General features: G+C 71.3%; 17 protein-coding genes. 8 read left to right on the top strand and 9 right to left on the bottom strand.

All coding sequences use genetic code 11. The features are described from left to right. Positions 1-92: 92 nt before the first annotated feature. The gene (locus LO772_RS01790; protein ID WP_231776523.1) at positions 93-497 is read right to left on the bottom strand and encodes an ATP-binding protein; all 405 of its coding nucleotides are present in this window, start codon (positions 495-497) and stop codon (positions 93-95) included. Between the two features lie 407 nt (positions 498-904). Between LO772_RS01790 and LO772_RS01785 the strand changes: the two genes are divergently transcribed. Together LO772_RS01785 and LO772_RS01780 are read left to right on the top strand one after the other, a co-directional pair. Next, the gene (locus LO772_RS01785) at positions 905-2179 is read left to right on the top strand and encodes a tetratricopeptide repeat protein (protein ID WP_231776522.1); all 1275 of its coding nucleotides are present in this window, start codon (positions 905-907) and stop codon (positions 2177-2179) included. Then, positions 2176-2517 (top strand): ASCH domain-containing protein, encoded by a 342-nt coding sequence (locus LO772_RS01780; protein ID WP_231776521.1) that lies wholly within the window; start codon positions 2176-2178, stop codon positions 2515-2517. The genes LO772_RS01785 and LO772_RS01780 overlap by 4 nt, the downstream gene beginning before the upstream one ends. Before the next feature lie 254 nt (positions 2518-2771). Here LO772_RS01780 and LO772_RS01775 read toward each other — a convergent pair whose 3' ends face one another. The 3 genes from LO772_RS01775 to LO772_RS01765 are packed head-to-tail and all read right to left on the bottom strand — an operon-like array spanning position 2772 to position 6197. Next, a complete protein-coding gene (locus tag LO772_RS01775; RefSeq protein WP_231776520.1) occupies positions 2772-3527 on the bottom strand; it encodes a succinate dehydrogenase/fumarate reductase iron-sulfur subunit in 756 nt (251 codons plus the stop codon). After that, a complete protein-coding gene (locus tag LO772_RS01770) occupies positions 3524-5488 on the bottom strand; it encodes a fumarate reductase/succinate dehydrogenase flavoprotein subunit (protein ID WP_231776519.1) in 1965 nt (654 codons plus the stop codon). Before LO772_RS01770 ends, LO772_RS01775 begins: the two co-directional genes overlap by 4 nt. 1 nt (position 5489) lies before the next feature. Continuing rightward, on the bottom strand, positions 5490-6197 hold the full coding sequence (locus tag LO772_RS01765) for a succinate dehydrogenase (RefSeq protein WP_231776518.1): 708 nt from the start codon (positions 6195-6197) through the stop codon (positions 5490-5492). A gap of 92 nt (positions 6198-6289) precedes the next feature. On the opposite strand from LO772_RS01765, the gene LO772_RS01760 reads away from it, so the two are divergent. Continuing rightward, positions 6290-7201: a LysR family transcriptional regulator gene (locus LO772_RS01760; protein WP_231776517.1), complete on the top strand. Its 912-nt coding sequence runs from the start codon at positions 6290-6292 to the stop codon at positions 7199-7201. A gap of 81 nt (positions 7202-7282) precedes the next feature. Here the strand turns inward: LO772_RS01760 and LO772_RS01755 are convergent, their stop codons facing one another. Then, positions 7283-8896: an ABC transporter substrate-binding protein gene (locus LO772_RS01755; protein ID WP_231776516.1), complete on the bottom strand. Its 1614-nt coding sequence runs from the start codon at positions 8894-8896 to the stop codon at positions 7283-7285. A gap of 779 nt (positions 8897-9675) precedes the next feature. On the opposite strand from LO772_RS01755, the gene LO772_RS01750 reads away from it, so the two are divergent. From LO772_RS01750 to LO772_RS01740, 3 genes are all read left to right on the top strand, one after another. Beyond that, positions 9676-9897 (top strand): hypothetical protein, encoded by a 222-nt coding sequence (locus tag LO772_RS01750; RefSeq protein WP_231776515.1) that lies wholly within the window; start codon positions 9676-9678, stop codon positions 9895-9897. 98 nt (positions 9898-9995) lie between these two features. Further along, a complete protein-coding gene (locus LO772_RS01745) occupies positions 9996-10796 on the top strand; it encodes an enoyl-CoA hydratase/isomerase family protein (RefSeq protein ID WP_231776514.1) in 801 nt (266 codons plus the stop codon). A 127-nt stretch (positions 10797-10923) separates the two neighbouring features. Next, complete coding sequence (locus LO772_RS01740) at positions 10924-11739, top strand: SDR family NAD(P)-dependent oxidoreductase (protein ID WP_231776513.1); 816 nt, start codon at positions 10924-10926, stop codon at positions 11737-11739. A 215-nt stretch (positions 11740-11954) separates the two neighbouring features. Here the strand turns inward: LO772_RS01740 and LO772_RS01735 are convergent, their stop codons facing one another. Beyond that, positions 11955-12875: a TIGR03619 family F420-dependent LLM class oxidoreductase gene (locus LO772_RS01735; RefSeq protein ID WP_231776512.1), complete on the bottom strand. Its 921-nt coding sequence runs from the start codon at positions 12873-12875 to the stop codon at positions 11955-11957. Between the two features lie 176 nt (positions 12876-13051). On the opposite strand from LO772_RS01735, the gene LO772_RS01730 reads away from it, so the two are divergent. Next, positions 13052-13846, top strand: a complete 795-nt coding sequence (locus tag LO772_RS01730; RefSeq protein ID WP_231776511.1) for an enoyl-CoA hydratase/isomerase family protein — start codon at positions 13052-13054, stop codon at positions 13844-13846. A 184-nt stretch (positions 13847-14030) separates the two neighbouring features. Continuing rightward, positions 14031-15686, top strand: coding sequence for a FadR/GntR family transcriptional regulator (locus tag LO772_RS01725; RefSeq protein ID WP_231776510.1), 1656 nt, complete (start codon positions 14031-14033; stop codon positions 15684-15686). A 160-nt stretch (positions 15687-15846) separates the two neighbouring features. Here LO772_RS01725 and LO772_RS01720 read toward each other — a convergent pair whose 3' ends face one another. From LO772_RS01720 to LO772_RS01710, 3 genes are all read right to left on the bottom strand, one after another. After that, complete coding sequence (locus LO772_RS01720) at positions 15847-16335, bottom strand: nuclear transport factor 2 family protein (protein ID WP_231776509.1); 489 nt, start codon at positions 16333-16335, stop codon at positions 15847-15849. A 96-nt stretch (positions 16336-16431) separates the two neighbouring features. After that, complete coding sequence (locus LO772_RS01715) at positions 16432-17202, bottom strand: SDR family NAD(P)-dependent oxidoreductase (protein WP_231776508.1); 771 nt, start codon at positions 17200-17202, stop codon at positions 16432-16434. A 125-nt stretch (positions 17203-17327) separates the two neighbouring features. Next, a complete protein-coding gene (locus LO772_RS01710; protein WP_231776507.1) occupies positions 17328-18215 on the bottom strand; it encodes a DMT family transporter in 888 nt (295 codons plus the stop codon). Positions 18216-18237: the final 22 nt, after the last annotated feature.

Here is an 18237-nt window from a genome sequence, read left to right as displayed (position 1 = left end):
CAACTGGAGTGACGCTTCGGGATGGGGCAGGCCACGGAGTTCGTGGGGGGCGAGCTGGCGTACCTCGGCGAGGGGTCGACGGCGCGGGGAGGTCAACGGTCCTCCTTGAGGACGAAGGCCAGGGTCTTGCCGGTGGCGGTGGTCGTCACGTGCCATTCGGCGAGCGCGTCGAGCAGTTCGAGCCCACGCCCGTTCTCATCGTCGTCGGCGGGGTGACGGCGGAGCGGCGAGGATCGTGGGTCCTGGTCGCGGACTTCGACCGCGATGCGGCCGTCGTCGAGCGCGGTGCAGGTCACGGTGTAGTCGAGGCCGGTGTGCCGAATGGCGTTCGTGGCGGCCTCACTGACGCACAGTTGTGCGGTGTCGATGGTGTCCGTCGAGGCTCCGGCGTCGCGGAAGAACCGCCCGACGAATCCTCGCGTTGCGGGGACCGAGGAGGGGGTCGGGGCGAACTCCTCTGTCACGCACCGCAGATGGTGGCCGATGGGCTGGCTCATCGGGATTGCCTCCTGATCGCGACTTGGTGGCAGCGCGCCGCCGGGGCGTGTTCCACCCGGTGGGACGCTGCGGTCTCGGACCACCCAGGTCTCTGCGTCCACGGACGCATTCCTGGGCGACGCATGATCAGCGAACCGCGTCCAGAGCCCACTCCGCGAGGAAAGTCAACGGCCATCGACCGGCCACTGAGCGGCCATTCACGCGCTCTCGCCGGAGCGCGAAGCCACTTTTCGCCAACCTGTGTCTCGATCCGTGGCGCCGCCAGTACCGTGGAACAGGATCAGAGAGGGGACCGGTGAACGCTCAGGATGGTGCGCGCCCCGGCGCGAAGAACGACTTGTTACGCGCTGCCCGGTTCCGTCGAGGGTGGTCCTCGCAAGAGAGGGCAGCGGAAGCCATCAGCGCAATGGGACGCGAAGCCCTGGGCGATCCAACGTTCGAGATCAGCGTCCGAACGTATCGCCGTTGGGAGTCGGGGCGACCTGGCTGGCCGAGGCCCGACTATGTCGACGCACTGCGCGCTGCCTTCGACGCCGCCCCTGAAGACCTGGGTTTCACACACCCACCAGGCCAATCAGCATCCGCAACGTATCTGGAAGGACCCGTGCATCGCCGGGAATCGGTAAAACTCGCCGCGCTCACCGTGGCCATGCCCGGTGCCGTCGCCGCGATCCTGCGTCAAGCCACGGATGACGCTGCCGAGTTCACACGCCAAGCTGAAGCCACAACCCTCGGTAGCGGCACGCTTGATCATCTTGATCACGCCATTGCCACGTTCAACGGCGCCTATTCGATCCAGCCTCCTCACGCACTGTTCGAGACCGTCCTGCACTACCGACGTCATGTGGGAGCATTGCTCGGCGGCCGGTACACGCTTCGTCAGGGCCGAGAGTTGTATGCCTTCGCCGGCTGGCTCTCCGAGTTGCTGGCGTGGTTGGCGCACGACCTCGGAGACGCACGCGCCGGCTTGGCGTTCGCCACCGATGCGTTCGTACACGGCTTTGAGGCCGGTCATGGGGAGTTGTGTGCCTGGGCGACTGATGCTTCTGCATCGATCTCTCTGTACTCACTGCGACCGGACAAGGCGCTCGCGGCAGCCGAGAAGGGGTTGAGTCAGTCCCCCACAGGTCACCCTCTGACGGTCCGTCTGCACGCCCAGGCGGCACGTGCGGGCGCGGCGCTCGGTGACCCCAGACGCTTCGCGGTGAGTCTCAGGGCGGCGGAGGAGGCCCACCGCGTGCTGCCCGCACGTGTCAGGACAAGGTTCGGCATGGACCCCATGCCGCTTGGTGACTATGCACTGATGTCATATCCAGCCACCGCATGTATTTGGCTGGGTCAGGCGGAAAAGGCTCGCGCCTACGCCGAACACGCGTTGCAGACATATGTCGCCGCTCCCGAGGCGTCGCGCTCGCCCAGTCGCGAAGCCATCGCGCGTATCGACCTGGCAATGGCTCACGCACAACTCGGGGAGCTGGACGACGCTGTCGCCTTTGGCCGCGAAGCCCTGCAATCGACGCGGGTCGTTGATTCGGTACGGAGCCGCGCCGATGGCCTGGCGTCCTACCTCGAACGCCGGTATCCGCGCGACCTGGCCGGTGAACAATTCCGCGAGGAATTGCGGGTCCTCCAGGCAATGCCTCAGCCGGAGTTGACGGCCCTTCAAGGAGTGAGCCCGTGACTGCCGAAGCCCGGACGATCAACATCCGTCGCCCCTTTCTGGAACTCATCGTCGCCGGGGTCAAAACGATCGAGGTGCGGGTCGGGTATCCCAGCATGCGGAAGATTCAGGCCGGGCAGCCGCTCACCTTCGTGTCAGGTGATCTCTCGTACTCGACAACCGTCGACCACGTCGCCGAGTACCCGAGCTTTGACGCCCTGCTCGACGCCGAGGACGCCGCGGCCATCGGCGGCGAGGACATGTCGCGGGACGAACTGCTGCGGGCGTGCCGCGACATCTACCCACCCGCGAAGGAAGCCTTGGGTGTACTGGCGATCCATTTGAGGGGGACACAATGACGACGCCGACCACCTCCTGTTTTGCGAAGCCGAGTCACAGCGGGAACCAGGGCGGCGCGTGCGTGGAGACGGCAGTGCTGGCGTAAGCGGTTGGCGTTCGCGACAGTAAGGATCTTCGTCGCGGTCTCCTGATCGTCCCCGCAAGCTCTTGGGGCGTTCTCACGGCCACGATCATGCGCTGAACACCGCGTTCGGCAGCCCGCGTTACACGTGAGGTCTGCCGGACGCGGGTGCAAACAGGTTCCGGTGTGTTCCTACCGCCGTGAGCCGCCCGCCTTGCGCGTCGCCCGCAGCCACTCCTTGTTCATGGACGTGATCGACACCAGCGGGATGCCCTTCGGGCACGCCGTCGCGCATTCGCCGGTGAGGGTGCAGCCGCCGAAGCCTTCGGCGTCCATTTGGGTGACCATGTCCAGGACGCGGGTCTCGCGTTCGGGGGTGCCTTGGGGGAGGGCGCCGAGGTGGTTCACCTTGGCCGAGGTGAAGAGCATCGCGGAGCCGTTGGGGCAGGCTGCCACGCAGGCGCCGCAGCCGATGCATTCGGCGTGTTCGAAGGCGCGGTCGGCTGCCGGTTTGGGGACGGGAGCGGCGTGGGCCTCGGGCGCGGAGCCGGTGGGCGCGGTGATGTAGCCGCCGGCCTGGATGACGCGGTCGAAGGCGGTGCGGTCGACGACGAGGTCGCGGATCACGGGAAAGGCCGCGGCGCGCCAGGGTTCGACGTCGATCGTGTCGCCGTCGCGGAAGGACCGCATGTGGAGTTGGCACGCGGTGGTGCGTTCGGGGCCGTGGGCGTCGCCGTTGATGACAAGGCCGCACGCGCCGCAGATGCCCTCGCGGCAGTCGTGGTCGAACGCGATGGGCGCCTCGCCGCGCAGCGTCAGATCCTCGTTGAGGGTGTCGAGCATTTCGAGGAACGACATGTCCGGGGAGATGTCGTCGAGGGGGTACGAGACCATGGCGCCGGGAGCGTCGGCGTTCTTCTGGCGCCAGACGCGGAGGGTGAGTTTCATGTGTAGCTCCGCTGCGTGGGGTGGACGTATTCGAAGGCCAGGTCCTCGCGGTGCAGGACGGGCGCGCTGCCGGTCCCGGTGAACTCCCACGCCGCGGCGTACGCGAACTCCTCGTCGCGCCGGGCCGCTTCGCCGTCGGCCGTCTGCGACTCCTCGCGGAAGTGCCCGCCGCAGGATTCGGTGCGGTGCAGTGCGTCCAGGCACATGAGTTCGGCGAGTTCGAGGTAGTCGACGACGCGGTTGGCCTTTTCGAGGGATTGGTTGAACTCGGCGCCGGTGCCCGGCACTTTGACGCCCCGCCGGAACTCCTCGCGGATCTGCGGGATGCGGTCGAGCGCCTTGCGCAGCCCTTCGTCGCTGCGGGCCATGCCGCAGTACTCCCACATGAGTTCGCCGATCTCGCGGTGGAACGCGTCGGGTGTGCGGTCGCCGTCGGCGGCGAGGAGTCCGTCCAGGCGCTCGGTCGTCTCACGCAACGCCGAGACGGTGGCCGGGTGTTCGGCGTCGACGGGCGCCAGGGCGGACGCACGCGCGAGGTAGTCGTTGATGCTTGTGGGCACGACGAAGTAGCCGTCCGCGAGACCCTGCATGAGCGCGGACGCACCGAGCCGATTCGCCCCGTGGTCCGAGAAGTTCGCCTCGCCGATCGCGAACAGCCCCGGCACGGTGGTCTGGAGGTCGTAGTCGACCCACAGCCCGCCCATCGTGTAGTGCACGGCGGGATAGATGCGCATGGGGACTTCGTACGGATTCTCGGCGGTGATCCGCTCGTACATCTCGAACAGGTTGCCGTACTTCTCGGCGACGTGGTCACGGCCCAGGCGGTGGATCGCGTCCGCGAAATCGAGGTACACGCCCTGCCCGCCCGGGCCGACCCCGCGCCCCTCGTCGCAGACGTTCTTCGCGGCCCGCGACGCGATGTCGCGAGGCACGAGATTGCCGAACGACGGGTACGCGCGCTCCAGGTAGTAGTCGCGCTCGTCCTCGGGGATGTCACCCGGCGCCCTCGGGTCACCGGCCGCCCGCGGCACCCAGATCCGGCCGTCGTTGCGCAGCGACTCGCTCATCAGCGTCAGCTTCGACTGGTGCTCGCCGGTCCGCGGGATGCACGTCGGGTGGATCTGCGTGAAGCACGGGTTGGCGAAGTACGCCCCGCGCCGGTGCGCCCGCCAGACCGCCGTGGCGTTGGAGTTCATCGCGTTCGTCGACAGGTAGAACACGTTCCCGTAGCCGCCGGTGGCGAGCACCACCGCGTCCGCGAAGTACGGCGTGATCTCCCCGGTGACCAGGTCGCGCGCGATGATCCCGCGCGCCCGCCCGTCCGCCACGACGAGGTCGAGCATCTCCGTCCGCGCGTGCATCTCGACCGTGCCGGCCGCGATCTGCCGCGACAGCGCCTGGTACGCGCCGAGCAGCAGCTGCTGCCCGGTCTGCCCGCGTGCGTAGAACGTCCGGGACACCTGGACGCCGCCGAACGAGCGCGTGTCGAGGAGCCCCCCGTACTCGCGGGCGAACGGCACGCCCTGCGCGACGCACTGGTCGATGATCTCGACGGAGATCTCGGCGAGCCGGTGCACGTTCGACTCGCGGGAGCGGAAGTCGCCGCCCTTGACGGTGTCGTAGAACAGCCGCCGCACCGAATCGCCGTCGTTGCGGTAGTTCTTCGCCGCGTTGATCCCGCCCTGCGCGGCGATCGAGTGTGCCCGGCGCGGTGAGTCCTGGAAGCAGAACTGCACGACGCGGTAACCCTGTTCGGCGAGCGTCGCGCCCGCGGAGGCGCCCGCGAGGCCGGTGCCGACCACGATCACGGTGTGCCTGCGGCGGTTCGCGGGGTTGACGAGCTTCGCCTCGAAGCGGCGGCGGTCCCAGCGCTCGGCGATCGGCCCGCCGGGGGCCTTGGCGTCCGCGATCGGCTCGCCGACGGTGTAGTCGGTGGACGCGGGGAAGTCGGGGTCGGCCATGTCAGCTCACCACTCCGGTCATGACGGCGACGGGGACGGAGACGAAACCCAGGACCAGCACGGCCGCGACGGCGTCGGCGGCGGTCTTGAGCGCACGGTCGCGGGCGGGGCTCCCCGCGGCGCCGAGCGTGTGCACGGCGCTGCGCAGGCCGTGCCGCACGTGCAGCCCGACCGCGAGCATCGCGACGATGTAGACGGTGTTCCCGTACCAGGTCGAGAAGGTCGCGACGACGTTCTCGTACGGGTGCCCGGCCTCGGCGTTCTCGTTCACCGTGAGCGTGGTCAGGTCCAGCAGGTGCCACACCACGAACAGCCCGACGATGACGCCGCCCCAGCGCATCGTCCGGGTGGCATAGCTCGCGCGCGGGCGCGGGTGGGCGTACGGCACCGGGCGCGCCTTGAGGTCGCGACGGCTCAGCTGGTACGCGGACACACCGTGCAGCACGATCGCGGCGACCAGCACCACGCGGACGCCCCACAGCGCCCAGTGGCTGTGCAGCACCGGCGCGCCCATGTGGCGCAGCCAGTGGCCGTAGCCGTTGAACTCGTCGGCGCCGAAGAAGATCTTGAGGTTGCCCATCATGTGCGCGACCAGGTAGCCGAGCATGATCAGGCCGGTCACGGCCATGACCGTCTTCTTGCCGACGGTGGAGTCCCACAGCGAACGCGGCATGGACGGCCGTCGGCCCGTCCTCGTTGCGAGAGCCATGTGCCGACCGTAGAGCCGCCGCTCACCAGAGGTCCAAGACATGATCCGGCTCATATCCATAGGCTGCGCCTATCGAGAGCTAGGATGCCGCCATGCAGTTCCAGCAGCTGGCGTATTTCGTCGCGGTCGCCGAGACCCGGCACTTCACCCGCGCCGCCGAGCGCGTCCACGTCTCACAGCCCTCGCTCTCCCAGCAAATCCGGGCGCTGGAAAGCGAGTTGGGGGCGGAGCTGGTCAGCAGGGCACGCGGCAACATCGCCCTGACCGAGGCCGGCGAGGCACTGCTGCCGCTGGCCCGGCGCATCATCGCGGACGCCGAGACCGCGCGCCTGGAGGTGCAGGAGCTGGCCCACCTGCGCCGGGGCCGCGTGCGCCTGGGCGCCACCCCGAGCCTGTGTACCGGCCTGTTGCCGGAGGTCCTGCGGACCTTCCACGGCATGCACCCCGGCATCCGGCTGCTCATCGAGGAAAGCGGCTCGCACGACCTCGTCCGGGAACTCGCCCGGGGCGCGCTCGACCTCGCGCTGGTGGTCCTGCCGCTGCCCGCTCCGTCACCCGCGCTCACCACCGTGGAACTGCTGCGGGAAGACCTCGTCGTCGTGTCGTCGGCCGCCGCCGCGCCGCCGGGCGACGGGCGCGCGGTCCGGATCGCGGACCTGCGCGACGAGCCGCTGGTGATGTTCCGGCACGGGTACGACCTGCGCGAACTGACGGTCGCCGCGTGCCGCGCGGACGGTTTCGAACCGTCCTTCACGGTGGAGGGCGGTGAGATGGACGCGGTCCTCGGATTCGTCCGGGCGGGCCTGGGCGTCGCCGTCGTCCCCCACATGGTCGCCGCGCACGCGGGCCCGGGCCTGCGCGCGACCCCGCTCGCCCCGCCCGGCCTGCGGCGCACGATCGCCCTCGCGCACCGCAGCGACGTCGCACCGCCGCGCGCGGCCCGCGAACTCCAGCGCGTGCTGCTCGCGGCCCACCGGGGGAAGCGGGACGGGCCGGGGGGCTGACCCCGTCCCGAGAGCGGGCCGGGCCGTGACCGGCTGCGGCACCGGGCCCGCAGGGGGAGCCCGGTGCCGCCGCCGGTCGTGTCAGGCCCGCAGGCCGATGCGGTCCCACAGGATGTGTCCGTCACCGTACAACTGCATGCCCGTCAGCTTCGGGCTCGCGATGATCGCCGCGATCTGCTCCTGGAACACGAAGAACGGGATGTCCTTGATCAGTTCCACCTGCACCCGCGTGTACGCCTCGCTGCGCACCGTGCGGTCCGTCGACAACCGCGCGGCCTCCAGCGCCGCGTCGACCTGCGCGTTCTGGTAGCCCGTCAGGTTCGGCGGGCCGGCCTTGGAGTGCAGGTACTGGTACAGCGTCGGCTCGGGGTCGTCGGCCGCGATCGCGCTGGTGGTGATGTCGAAGTCGGCGTCGACCTGGACGCGCTTGGGGTACACGTGCAGGTCGATCACGGCGAGGTCCACCGTCACCGCGCCCTTGGACGCCGCGTCGATCCGCCCCTTGAAGTACTGCGCCAGCTGCACCGAACGCGGCGTGTTCGGCACCGAGTACGTGAGCTTGACCGGCTTGCGGCCGTTGTCGGTCGCCTGGGCGTACAGCGCCGCGGCCTGGTTCGGGTCGTTCTGCGGCAGCGACAACTGGATGTTGCCCAGCGGCGACGACGACTCGAAGATGCCCTTCGCGGGACGCCCCTTGCCCTGGTAGAACACCTGGTCGATGTCCTTGGTGTCCAGCGACAGCGCGATCGCCCGCCGCAGGTCCGGGTTCGCCAGCGGGCGCTTGTCGCGCGTGTTGAACGCGACGGACAAGCCGCCGCTCAGCGCGATCTCGGAGGTCCCGAGACCCTTGTCCTTCGCGTCCGCCTCGGTCACCGGGTCCACGGTCAGCGCGAGGTCCGCCTCGCCGTCGTCGATGGCCTGCACGTCCTTCGACGTGTCCGTGCTGATGCGCATGGTCACGGTGTCGAGGTGCGGCTTGCCGCGCTGCCAGTAGTCCGGGTTGCGTTCGAACGTCATGTGGTCGCCGGGCACCCACTCGCGCAGTTTGTACGGCCCCGCCCCGACCGGCGCGGTGTTCGACGCGGCGAGGGCCTCGTCCGACGCCAGGGTGCGCGGCGACGGGACGAAGTTGAGGAGGCGTACGACCATGCGGTCGAAGTTGGCGTTGGGGGAGGGGAGCTTGACGCTCAGCCGCCGCTCGTCCAGCACGGTGAGGGTGAGCTGCTTGACCGTGGCCGCAGCCGCCGACTGGACCTTGGGGTCGAGGTGCCGCTCCCAGGCCGTCTTGACCGCCTGCGCGTCCAGCGGGGCGCCGTCGCTGAAGCGGATGTCGGCGCGCAGCGTCAGCGTCCACACGAGGGAGTCGCGGTCGGCGACCATCGACTCGGCCATCTGCGGACGCACGGTCCCGGTGGCCGGGTCGCTCCACAGCAGCACGTCGTACAGCGCCGACAGCTTGCTGCCGTCGCCTTGCGGGGACGTGCTCGCGGTGTACGGGTTGAGCCCCCGCGCGTCGCCGAGCACCAGCATCGTGATGTCGCCGCCCGTGCGCGGCGTCGCGTTCGCGGACGGTGTGCCGCCCCCGGACGAGTCCGCGCACGCGGCGGTCACGGCGATGAGGGCCGCGGTGATGCCGAACCGGACGGCGCGCAGGACCCGTCCGGGGGTTCTGCGTCTTTGGTGGTGCGAGAGCACGGAATGCCGACCTCCGTTTTCGTCTCGTTGGCCCGCGCGGAATGCCCGGCGCGGGAAGGCGGTTGCCGGGACGGCGGCCCGAACGGCCGTGGCGCGGCGGTGTCGGGTGGCTGCGGCGGCGGTGCGGGGGCGCGGTGTCGCGGATCCGTGTTCCGCACCCTCTTTCGCGTCCGCGGTGGTCCATGGCAACGTGCAGGGAAGAGCGGGGACTTCGGTTCGGTGAGGTGGTGGCCTCGCGGGCCCGTGCGGATCCGGTCGCGGACGCGCGCGGGCGTCGGGCGGCGCCGCATTGATCGCCGAGTCACCCCACCAGTCGGCCCGTGACGCGCGGTTCGGCCGTTCGCGACAACACCGTCGGCTCGAAACCCGTGCGCGCACACGGTCGGACGGCATCGGCCCTCGCCGAACACCCCTCCCCCACGCCGGCGCGCACCGGCGTGATGGTCCGCAACAGTAGAGCCGCGATATTGGGTTTGGGAAGTGGCGCTCTACATTTTTTAGAGAGTGCCTATGGCGACGTCGCGGTTGGTTCGCGCGCCGTCCCGCCCGATTTTCGCGAGCCGGGACGGACCCGTCCGGGGCGGCGTCCGCGGCGGCGGTGCGGCGCCGGGGCAAGTGCGCGAAAGCCGCCCGGAGTTGGTCCGATTCGCGCGGCCGCACCCCGCGCCGCCCGGCCGAGGAGGCCCGGCCCGGCCGGGGGTGGCCTGGACGGGTGACGCTGCGCGCGCGTCGGCGCGGCACGGAACCCCGGGCCCCCGGCCGGGCCACGATGCGGCCCCATGACCACGACTTTTGTGCGCGTGACCGTACGCAGCGACGCCGACGCCGCGAAGGCGAGGGAAGCGCTGGCGCGGCTCCGCGGCGACCGGCCGACCGAATTCGAGGACGAGTCCGGCACCCGGACCCTTGAGGCCGTCATCGACGACGACCGCCGCCTCGACGCCGAAGCGGTGCTGAAGACGACCGGCCTGCATTACGAGGTGATGGCCGACGACGAGTGAACGCGAGATCGCGACGGGTTCGTATTCTCGTTCGACAGGGGATTGTTCCGGCTATTCAGAATGCTATTCTGAATAGCCAGATCGGAATTGGAGCCTCCATGACGAATACCGCGATGCCCGACGCGACCGACAGCGAACTCGTCCGGGAGCGGCACGGCGCCGTCCTGCTGGTCCGGCTGAACCGGCCCGCGGCACGCAACGCGCTCACGCAGAGCCTGTTCACCGCCCTCGGCACGGCGATGCTCGACGCCGAGTCCGACCCGGGCATCCGGGCGATGGTCGTCACCGGCACCGGCGACCGCGCGTTCTGCTCGGGGATGGACCTGCAGAGCTTCGCCGACGGCGAGGAGATCGGCACCGTCGTGGACGAGCCCGCCGCGTGCTACTTCCGGGCGCTGCGCGGCGAGCTGACCGTGCCGCTCATCGGCGCCGCCAACGGCACCGCGATCGGCGGCGGCCTCGAACTCCTGCTCGCGTGCGACGTGGTCGTGGCGTCCGAGACGGCGCGGTTCGGCTTCCCCGAGGTGAAGCGCGGGCTGTTCCCCGTCGCGGGCGGCACGTTCCTCGGCACCCGGATCCCGACGTGCGTCGCCCTGGAGATGCTGCTCACCGGCGACCCCGTGGACGCTGCTCGCGCGTACGAGATCGGCATGGTCAACTCCGTCGTCCCGCAGGCCGAGGTCGTGCCGGCCGCGCTGGAGCTGGCCGGCCGCATCGCGGCGAACGCGCCGCTGGGTCTCGCCGCGGTGAAGGAACTCACGTGGCTGGGCGTACTCGACGGCCCCCGCGCGCGGGCCCGGCTGGAGGAGCTGAGCGACTCCGTGTTCGCCAGCGAGGACGCCAAGGAGGGCGCCATGGCGTTCGTCGAGCGGCGCCAACCGGTCTGGAAGGGACGCTGAGGCCCGGCCGGTTCGGGGCCGCGCGGCAGCGTGCGCGCCGAACCGGCCCGCCGTGCCCCGGCGTTCCGCCCCGCGTCGCGCAACCCGCGTACCGCCCCAGCGGAATCGTCCCAGCGAAGGAGAAGCCTTGCGTACAGGTCTCGACGGCCGCACCGTGCTCGTCACCGGGGGAAACGCCAACATCGGCAAGGGAATCGCGCTCGCGTTCGCCGAGGAGCGCACGAACGTCGTGGTCTGCGGCCGGGACGCGGCCCAGGGCGCCCGGGTGTGCGACGAACTGCGCGACCGCGGTGCCTCGGACACCCTGTGGCACGCCGCCGACGTCACCGACCGGGCGCAGGTGCGGGCCCTGGTCGACGCCGCGCGGGCGAGGTTCGGCGCGATCGACGTGCTCGTCAACAACGTCGGCGGCAACGTCGGCCTCGACGCCTTCGCCGACTCCGACCCCGCCGACTGGGAGCGCGACATCGCGCTCAACATGACCAGCACGCTCAACTGCACCCACGCGGTGCTCCCCGGCCTGATCGCGCGCGGGAGCGGGCGGGTCGTCAACATCGGCTCGGTCTCCGGGATCGTCGGCGACCCCCTGCTCGCCGTGTACTCGGCGATGAAGGGGGCCGTGCACACGTTCACCAAGGTCCTCGCGAAAGAGGTCGGACGGCACGGCATCACCGTCAACGCGATAGCCCCGTACGGCACGCTGCCGGACGACCCCGCCCGCGACGTCAGTTCGGGCAGCCGCTGGCATCCCGACGGGATCTTCGCCCGGCTGTCGGCGACCCGCCCCGACGCGTTCCACTCCATCGGGCGCCGCACGGTGCTGCCCCGCGGAACCGCCCTCGCGTCCGAGATCGGCGCCGCCGCGGTGTATCTCGCGTCGGACGCCGCGGCGTTCGTGACCGGCCAGGTGCTGTCGGTGGACGGCGGCACGCAGATCGCCTGACCGGCGCGCGGGCCCCGGCACCCGGGAGAACGGGGAGGGAAGGCAGCATCCGACGGCGCCTTCCCTCCCCGAACCATGCCCCCGCCCACCGCGTGCCCGGCCATCACGTGCCCGGCCTCCGCGTGCCCGGCCATCACGTGCCCGGCCTCCGCGTGCCCGGTCATCACGTGCCCGGCCTCCGCGTGCCCGCCCACCGCGCCCGCGTGCCGGGCCCGCTACGCGACCGCCGGCATGATCTCCTCCGCGACCCACTGCGTGTAGTCGAAGTACGCCTCGATGCTCTCCAGCGCCGGGATCGGCACCGAACTCATCGTCACGCCCAACTCCGCGAACCAGCCGAGGCGGTCGACGATCTCCTGCTTCGACATGCCCGGCCGGGCCTTGGGGTCGGTGCGTACGCTGTGGCCCTCGCCCACGCGGCTGGTGGCGAAGCCGTAGAAGACGTCGGTCAGCTTGCCGGCGTAGTCCGGACGGGACCGGATGAAGTCGAGTTTCGCCGGGATGTCCTCGGGTTTGGTCAGGAACGGCCACCAGCCCGACCCGTAGCGCGCGACGCGCCCCAGCACCGGGTCGGCGTCGCCGCCGAACCACACCGGCGGGTGCGGGTCCTGGACCGGCTTGGGCTCGAAGGCGACGTCCCGGAAGGAGACGTACTTGCCCTCGAACTCCGGGTTCTCCCGCGTCCACAGCTCGATGATCGCCTGGACGTACTCCTCGCTCATCGCCCCGCGCTCGTGGAACGGCACCCCGAGGAGGTCGAACTCCTCCTTGAGCCACCCGACGGCGAACGTGATGGTCACGCGCCCGCCCGACAGCCAGTCCGCCGTGGAGAGGGCCTTCGCGGTCACGATGGGGTGTTGCAGCGGCAGGATCGCGATACACGAGTTGACGCGGATTCGCTCGGTCGCCCCGGCGAGGTACGACATCGCGGTGTACGCGTTGAAGTAGTGCGGCCCGGAGAGGTCGACGTGCGCCCGGGGGATGATGTGGTGCTCCGGCACGCTGATCATCGCGTACCCCAGCTTCTCGGCCCACTTGGCCAGGCGCGTCTGGTCCGCACCGGTGACCTCGGCCTCCCACGGCTGGCACGTGGCCTTCAGCCGAAGCAGGTGCGGCATGGCGAATCCCAGCTCCACTTGGTCCCCTTCGTTGCGTCGTGTCGTGCCTGCCGCGACCATCGGGAGCGGGCGGTCGCCGGGACGGTTGCCCAAAAAATAGTTGACTAGGTAATCAATAAAAGGCTAGCCTACCCCCGGCACCGGACACAAGAAGCAACTTCCGCCGCGGCCCGGCGGGAACGGACGGAGACGACGTGACCGACGACCTTGGCACCCGACACCTGCGCCTCACCCGCGAGGGGTCGATCGCGTGGTGCGTCATCGACCGCCCCGAGGCCAGGAACGCGTTCACCCCGGCGATGTACTACGGCCTGAAGAAGGCCGTGCACCTGGTCAACACCGATCCCGACCTGGCCGCGCTGATCATCACCGGCTCCGGCGACGTCTTCGCCCCCGGCGGCGACCTCGGCGGACGCCGCGAGGAAGGCGAGACCGAGCCGGACGCGATGGGCGCCGAGGTGCTGCCGTTCCTCACCATCCGCGACAGCAACGCCCCCGTGATCGCCGCGGTCAACGGGATCTGCCAGGCCGGCGGCATGCTCGTCGCGATGATGGCCGACATCGCGGTGGCCAGCGACCGCGCGACCTTCCGCGTCCCGGAACTGCTGCGCGGCATCCCCGACGCCACCTTCGCCGCCGCCCTCCCCGCGCACGTCGGCATCGCGATGGCCCGCGACCTGCTGCTGTCCGCCCGGACACTCGACGCCGCCGAGGCGCAGCGCATCGGCGTCCTGTCGCGCGTCGTGCCGCACGACCAACTGCGCGAGGCGGCCGTCGAGGCCGCCCACCAGGTGCTGCGCACCGCGCCCGGCGCCCGCGCGCAGGTCAAGCGCATGCTCAACGAGCGGTACGGCCAGATCGACTACCAGACCATGTTCTGGGCGCTCGGGAACTCGCCCGAACTCCGCGAGGGCATGCGGGCCTTCATGGAGAAGCGCCCGCCCGCGTGGATCCCGGCCGACGTGCCCCTCAAGGGCCCGCGCCTGTGAGACGCGCGGACGCCGTACGGCCCGCCCGCCGCCGGCCGCACCGACCGCGCTGCGGTGCGGCGCACGCGATTTGCCCCCGCGCATAGGGTTGAGCCGTGTCCGGTCGACGGCCGCACGCCCGAGAGGCGGGCCCCGAGCACCGGGCCGTCGGGCAATCCGGGCCGCTGTGGGAACGAGGGTGAAGATGGACGGAGGCCGCTCCGAGACCGGCGAGGTCGGCACGCCGCGCCGCCCGCCCGCGCCGGTACGCGCCCCGCACGCGGAGCGTTCCGGCGAGGAGCCGGCCCCGTCGCCGCGCGGCGGTCTCGTCCTCGACGACGGGTGGACGCCCCCGCACCGCCGCCGGACGCGCAAGACCGCGCACATCCTCGCGGACGGGCTGCGTCGGCAGATCCTCAGCGGCGAACTGGAGGTGGGCCGGCGCCTGCCCGCCGAGGCCGAGCTGACCGCCACGCTGGAGGTCTCCCGCGACACGCTGCGCGAGGCCCTGCGGATCCTCGAGTCGCAGTCCCTCATCGAGATCCGCCGCGGACGAGGCGGCGGCGCGGTCGTCCGCCGGCCCGGGCTCGGCTCGGTGGGCCGGTACGTCGCCCTGCTCCTCCAGGTCCGCCGCGCGACCCTGGCCGACCTGGAGGAGGCGCGCCTGGTCATCGAACCGCCCGCCGCCGCGCAATTCGCCCGCGGCTGCGACGAGAAGCGGCTCGACCACCTCATCGCCCTGCACGACGCCGAGCGCGCCGCCGCGAAGGACGCCCTGTCGTTCGCGACCGCCGTCGCCATCTTCGACCAGGCCGTCACGGAGCTGTCCGGGAACACCTCCGTCGGCGTCATCGCCGGCGTGCTCCGCCACATCTACGCGGGCCAGGTCTACGCCGCCGTCGACACCACCGACCGCAAGTCCGCCGAGCGGTTCGCCCGCCGCGTCGTCATCGCGCACAACGGCTTCCTGGAAGCGGCCCGCCGCCGCGACGGCGCGCTCGCCGAGGAGGCCTGGAGCGACTACCTGGAGAGCGCGAGCCGGCTCATGGTCAGCCGCAGCCTCAGCCGCCGCCCGATCGACGTCGTCCCGATGTGGAAGGCCGAGGTCGACCAGGCGGGGAGCGGGACCCCGCGCCGGGTGGCGACCGCGGTCGCGACCGAGATCAGGTCCCGCATCGCCGACGGCCGCCTCAGCGACGGCGAGCGGCTGCCGCCGCTGGCCGACCTGACCCGGGAGTTCGGCCTCTCGCTGCCGACGCTGCGCGAGGCGCTGCGCATCCTGGAGATGGAACTGCTGCTCGACCTGCGGCCCGGGGACCGCGGCGGCGCGACCGTGCGGCACCCGTCCGCCAAGGTCGCCGCGCAACTCGCGGGCACCGTCTTCGAGGCCCGCGGCACCACGCTCACCGACTTCTCCCGGGCCGTCCGCATGATCGAACCGGCCGTGATGGAGCTGACCGCGTCGCGCATCGACGCCGGCCGGCTCGACGAACTGCGCGTCCTCGAAGCCGAGGTGGCCGCGAGCGTCGACGACACGCCGCGCTTCATGCGGGTCTTCCGCAACGCCGTCATGGTCGCCTTCGCCGGGACGCGCAACCCCGCCCTCGCCGTCGTCGCGCAGATGCTGCAGTGGGTCAAGGTCGGGATCGGGCCCGCCGTCACCGTCGGCGCGACGAGCCTGCCGTGGGTGTCCACGACCAACCGCGGTGCCCACGCCAAGTTCGCGGCGCTGGTCGAGGCCCTCGCCGACCACGACGCGGCACGGGCCGGCCGCACCTGGGCCGAGTGCCTGGACGCCAGCGCGCCGTTCTTCGACACCTCCGACCTGGGCCGGCGCCTCGTGGTGGACCTCATCGAGTAGGCGCGCGGACGGGGGAGGCACCGGAACGACCGCATACGACCGCGTCGTCCCGGTCGATCGGCCACCGCGACCCCGGCGCGAGCGGGTGGGCCGGAACAGCCGCGCACGACCGCGTCGTTCGGGCCCGATCGCCACCGCGCCCCCGGGCGCGCGAGCGGGGTCAGCCGAGGCCGCCGCGCACGACGGCCTCGTCCCACGGCAGGACCGGGCTCTCCTCCGCCCACAGGAACCTGATGGCGCGGTGCGCGATGCGCCAGTCGCCGCCGGGGCCGGAGCGGAACTCGTCCTCGTAGACGAGGTACACGACGAACTTGCCGGACCGTTCGCCGTCGCGCGGCAGGTGGTGCGACACGCCGTACGCCCGCCCGGTCGCGACCCCCGGGCGCAGGATCGCCGCGGTGGGGTTTGTGACGACGTGCAGCGTCCTGGCATAGCGCTCGCGCAAACCGTCGATCGTGCGCGCGATCTGGTCGTGGCCGCGCAGGTGCGTGCGCGGCTCCTCGGCGTCCGGCGCGAACACCAGCAGCTCCGCGTCCGGATGGAAGACCGCGCGCAGCGCGGCGGCGTCACGCCGGTCGAGCGCGGACGCGTAGGCGTACCGGAGGTCCCGCAGGGCCAGGAGCGTCGTGGTGTGGGTGTCGTCGTTCACGGGACCGCGCCTCCATGCCGGTTGATCGCGTTCACGGGCTCGCCTGCCATCGTCGCGGATGCGTCCGTCGCCCGTCGCGGGCGCCCGGCCCGGCCGTCACAGCGAACGGAACAGGCCGCCGTCGACCAGCACTTGGGCGCCGTTGACATACGCGGACGCCGCGCCGGCGAGGAAGACGCACACGCCGACCATGTCCTGCGGCAGCCCGATGCGCTTCATCGGGTTGATCTCCCCGGCCCGGGCCTTGTTGTCCGGCCCCCACGGCTTGGTGATGTCGGTGTCGAACGCGCCCGGCAGCACCAGGTTGGCCCGGACCTTGGGCGCCCACGTGCCGGCCAGGCCCAGCGTCAGCGCGTTCAGCGCGGCCTTCGCCATCGCGTACGGCAGATCGTCGGGGTTCGGGCGCAGCGACCCGGCCGTTGTCACGTTGATGATCGAGCCGCCGTCGCCCTCGGCCATCCGCGTGCCGGCCAGCGCGGCGAGACGGAACGGGCCCGCCGCGTTGACGGCGTGCGTCTTGTCGTACAACTCGCGGGTCACGGACGGCAGATCGGCGTACAGCGGTGCCACGCCCGCGTTGTTGACCAGGACGTCGCAGCGCCCGAAGGCGTCGTACGTCGTCTCCACGAGGCGGTCGCAGTCGTCCCAGTCGCCGACGTGGCACGCCACCGGCAGTGCCCGCCGTCCGGTCGACGCCTCGATTTCCTTCGCGGCCGTCTCGCAGGCGGGCAGTTTGCGGCTGGCGACGACCACGTCGGCCCCGGCCGCCGCGAGGCCTTCGGCGATCGCGCGGCCGATGCCGCGGCTGCCGCCGGTGACGATCGCGACCCTGCCGGTCAGGTCGAACAACTCCGCGGGCGGTTTCATGGCGTGTCCTCCGAGGCGACGGTCCGCGTGCCGATGTCTTCGCGCCCCGGTAGGCTAACCCTTATAGGCTACTTACTCAACTATTTCTTGGAGTAGGGTCGGCCCGGCGGGGAGCGAACGGACGCTCAGGACGCGGGCCGTACGGATTCCGCCGCCGCGGTCGACGCGGGCTTCGGGGTCCCCGTCGGGAGGTGCCGGGCGAGCAGCACACACCCGACTCCGATCGCGCCGATGCCGAACAATTCCGGGACCAGCCACCAGCCCAGGCGCACGTGCTCGGAGAACAGCACGACGCCGAACGCGGTGCTCAGCAGCGCGTCCCCGAGCGTGAGCATCGGCTGCGACGCGGCCAACGACCCCGCCTGGAGCGCGTTCTGCAGCAGGAACAGCGACGTGACGCCGACCGCCGCCGTCGCGTACAACTGCCACGCGGCGAACAATTCCCCCACACCGCCGTGCCGTTGCGCGGTCGCGTCCTTCAGCAGTGCCGCGGTCAGCGCGTAGCCGAACGCCGCGGCGAGCCCGAACGCCGCGGCCCGGAACTCGCCGCGCGCCCGCAGCCCTGTCGTGACCAGCAGCACGATCGCGCCGCCCGTCCCGATCAGCGCCGGCGGCCAGCGCAGCCACGGAACACCCGCCGTCCCGCCGCTCGGCGCCGCGGACGCCAGCGCCACCGCCAGACCGCCCGTCACCGCCGCGACCCCGAGCCACGCGGACCTCGGCAGCCGCCGGTGGAACACGAACGACCCCAGGATCAGCGTCGCCGGCAACTCGATCACGAAAATCGGCTGCACGATCGAGATCGGCCCGGTCGCCAACGCGATCGCCTGGCACGCCGCGGCGACGATGACCAGCCCGATGCCCGCGAGCCACACCCGCCGCCGCAGAAGGGCGCCGATCAACGACGCGTGCAGGGCCTTGCGCGGGTCCACCGTCGCCGCCGCCCGGCGCTGCAACACCGAGGCGGTGCCATTGCTCAGCGACGTCAGCACGGCAAAGAAAATGCTGAGCATGGCCCGATCGTGCCACGCGGCC

Origin of the sequence: Yinghuangia sp. ASG 101, from assembly GCF_021165735.1 — a bacterium.
In the GTDB taxonomy this organism is placed as follows: Bacteria; Actinomycetota; Actinomycetes; order Streptomycetales; family Streptomycetaceae; genus Yinghuangia.
Note: the sequence above shows the minus strand (reverse complement) of the source record. Positions and strands in the feature narration are given on the sequence as shown.

What these genes read in the sequence shown, in the direction of transcription:
- LO772_RS01790 (WP_231776523.1), bottom strand. Translation starts at nt 497, where the DNA reads ATGAGCCAGCCCATCGGCCACCATCTGCGGTGCGTGACAGAGGAGTTC.
- LO772_RS01785 (WP_231776522.1), top strand. Translation starts at nt 905, where the DNA reads ATGGGACGCGAAGCCCTGGGCGATCCAACGTTCGAGATCAGCGTCCGA.
- LO772_RS01775 (WP_231776520.1), bottom strand. Translation starts at nt 3,527, where the DNA reads ATGAAACTCACCCTCCGCGTCTGGCGCCAGAAGAACGCCGACGCTCCC.
- LO772_RS01770 (WP_231776519.1), bottom strand. Translation starts at nt 5,488, where the DNA reads ATGGCCGACCCCGACTTCCCCGCGTCCACCGACTACACCGTCGGCGAG.
- LO772_RS01765 (WP_231776518.1), bottom strand. Translation starts at nt 6,197, where the DNA reads ATGGCTCTCGCAACGAGGACGGGCCGACGGCCGTCCATGCCGCGTTCG.
- LO772_RS01760 (WP_231776517.1), top strand. Translation starts at nt 6,290, where the DNA reads ATGCAGTTCCAGCAGCTGGCGTATTTCGTCGCGGTCGCCGAGACCCGG.
- LO772_RS01750 (WP_231776515.1), top strand. Translation starts at nt 9,676, where the DNA reads ATGACCACGACTTTTGTGCGCGTGACCGTACGCAGCGACGCCGACGCC.
- LO772_RS01745 (WP_231776514.1), top strand. Translation starts at nt 9,996, where the DNA reads ATGACGAATACCGCGATGCCCGACGCGACCGACAGCGAACTCGTCCGG.
- LO772_RS01725 (WP_231776510.1), top strand. Translation starts at nt 14,031, where the DNA reads ATGGACGGAGGCCGCTCCGAGACCGGCGAGGTCGGCACGCCGCGCCGC.
- LO772_RS01715 (WP_231776508.1), bottom strand. Translation starts at nt 17,202, where the DNA reads ATGAAACCGCCCGCGGAGTTGTTCGACCTGACCGGCAGGGTCGCGATC.
- LO772_RS01710 (WP_231776507.1), bottom strand. Translation starts at nt 18,215, where the DNA reads ATGCTCAGCATTTTCTTTGCCGTGCTGACGTCGCTGAGCAATGGCACC.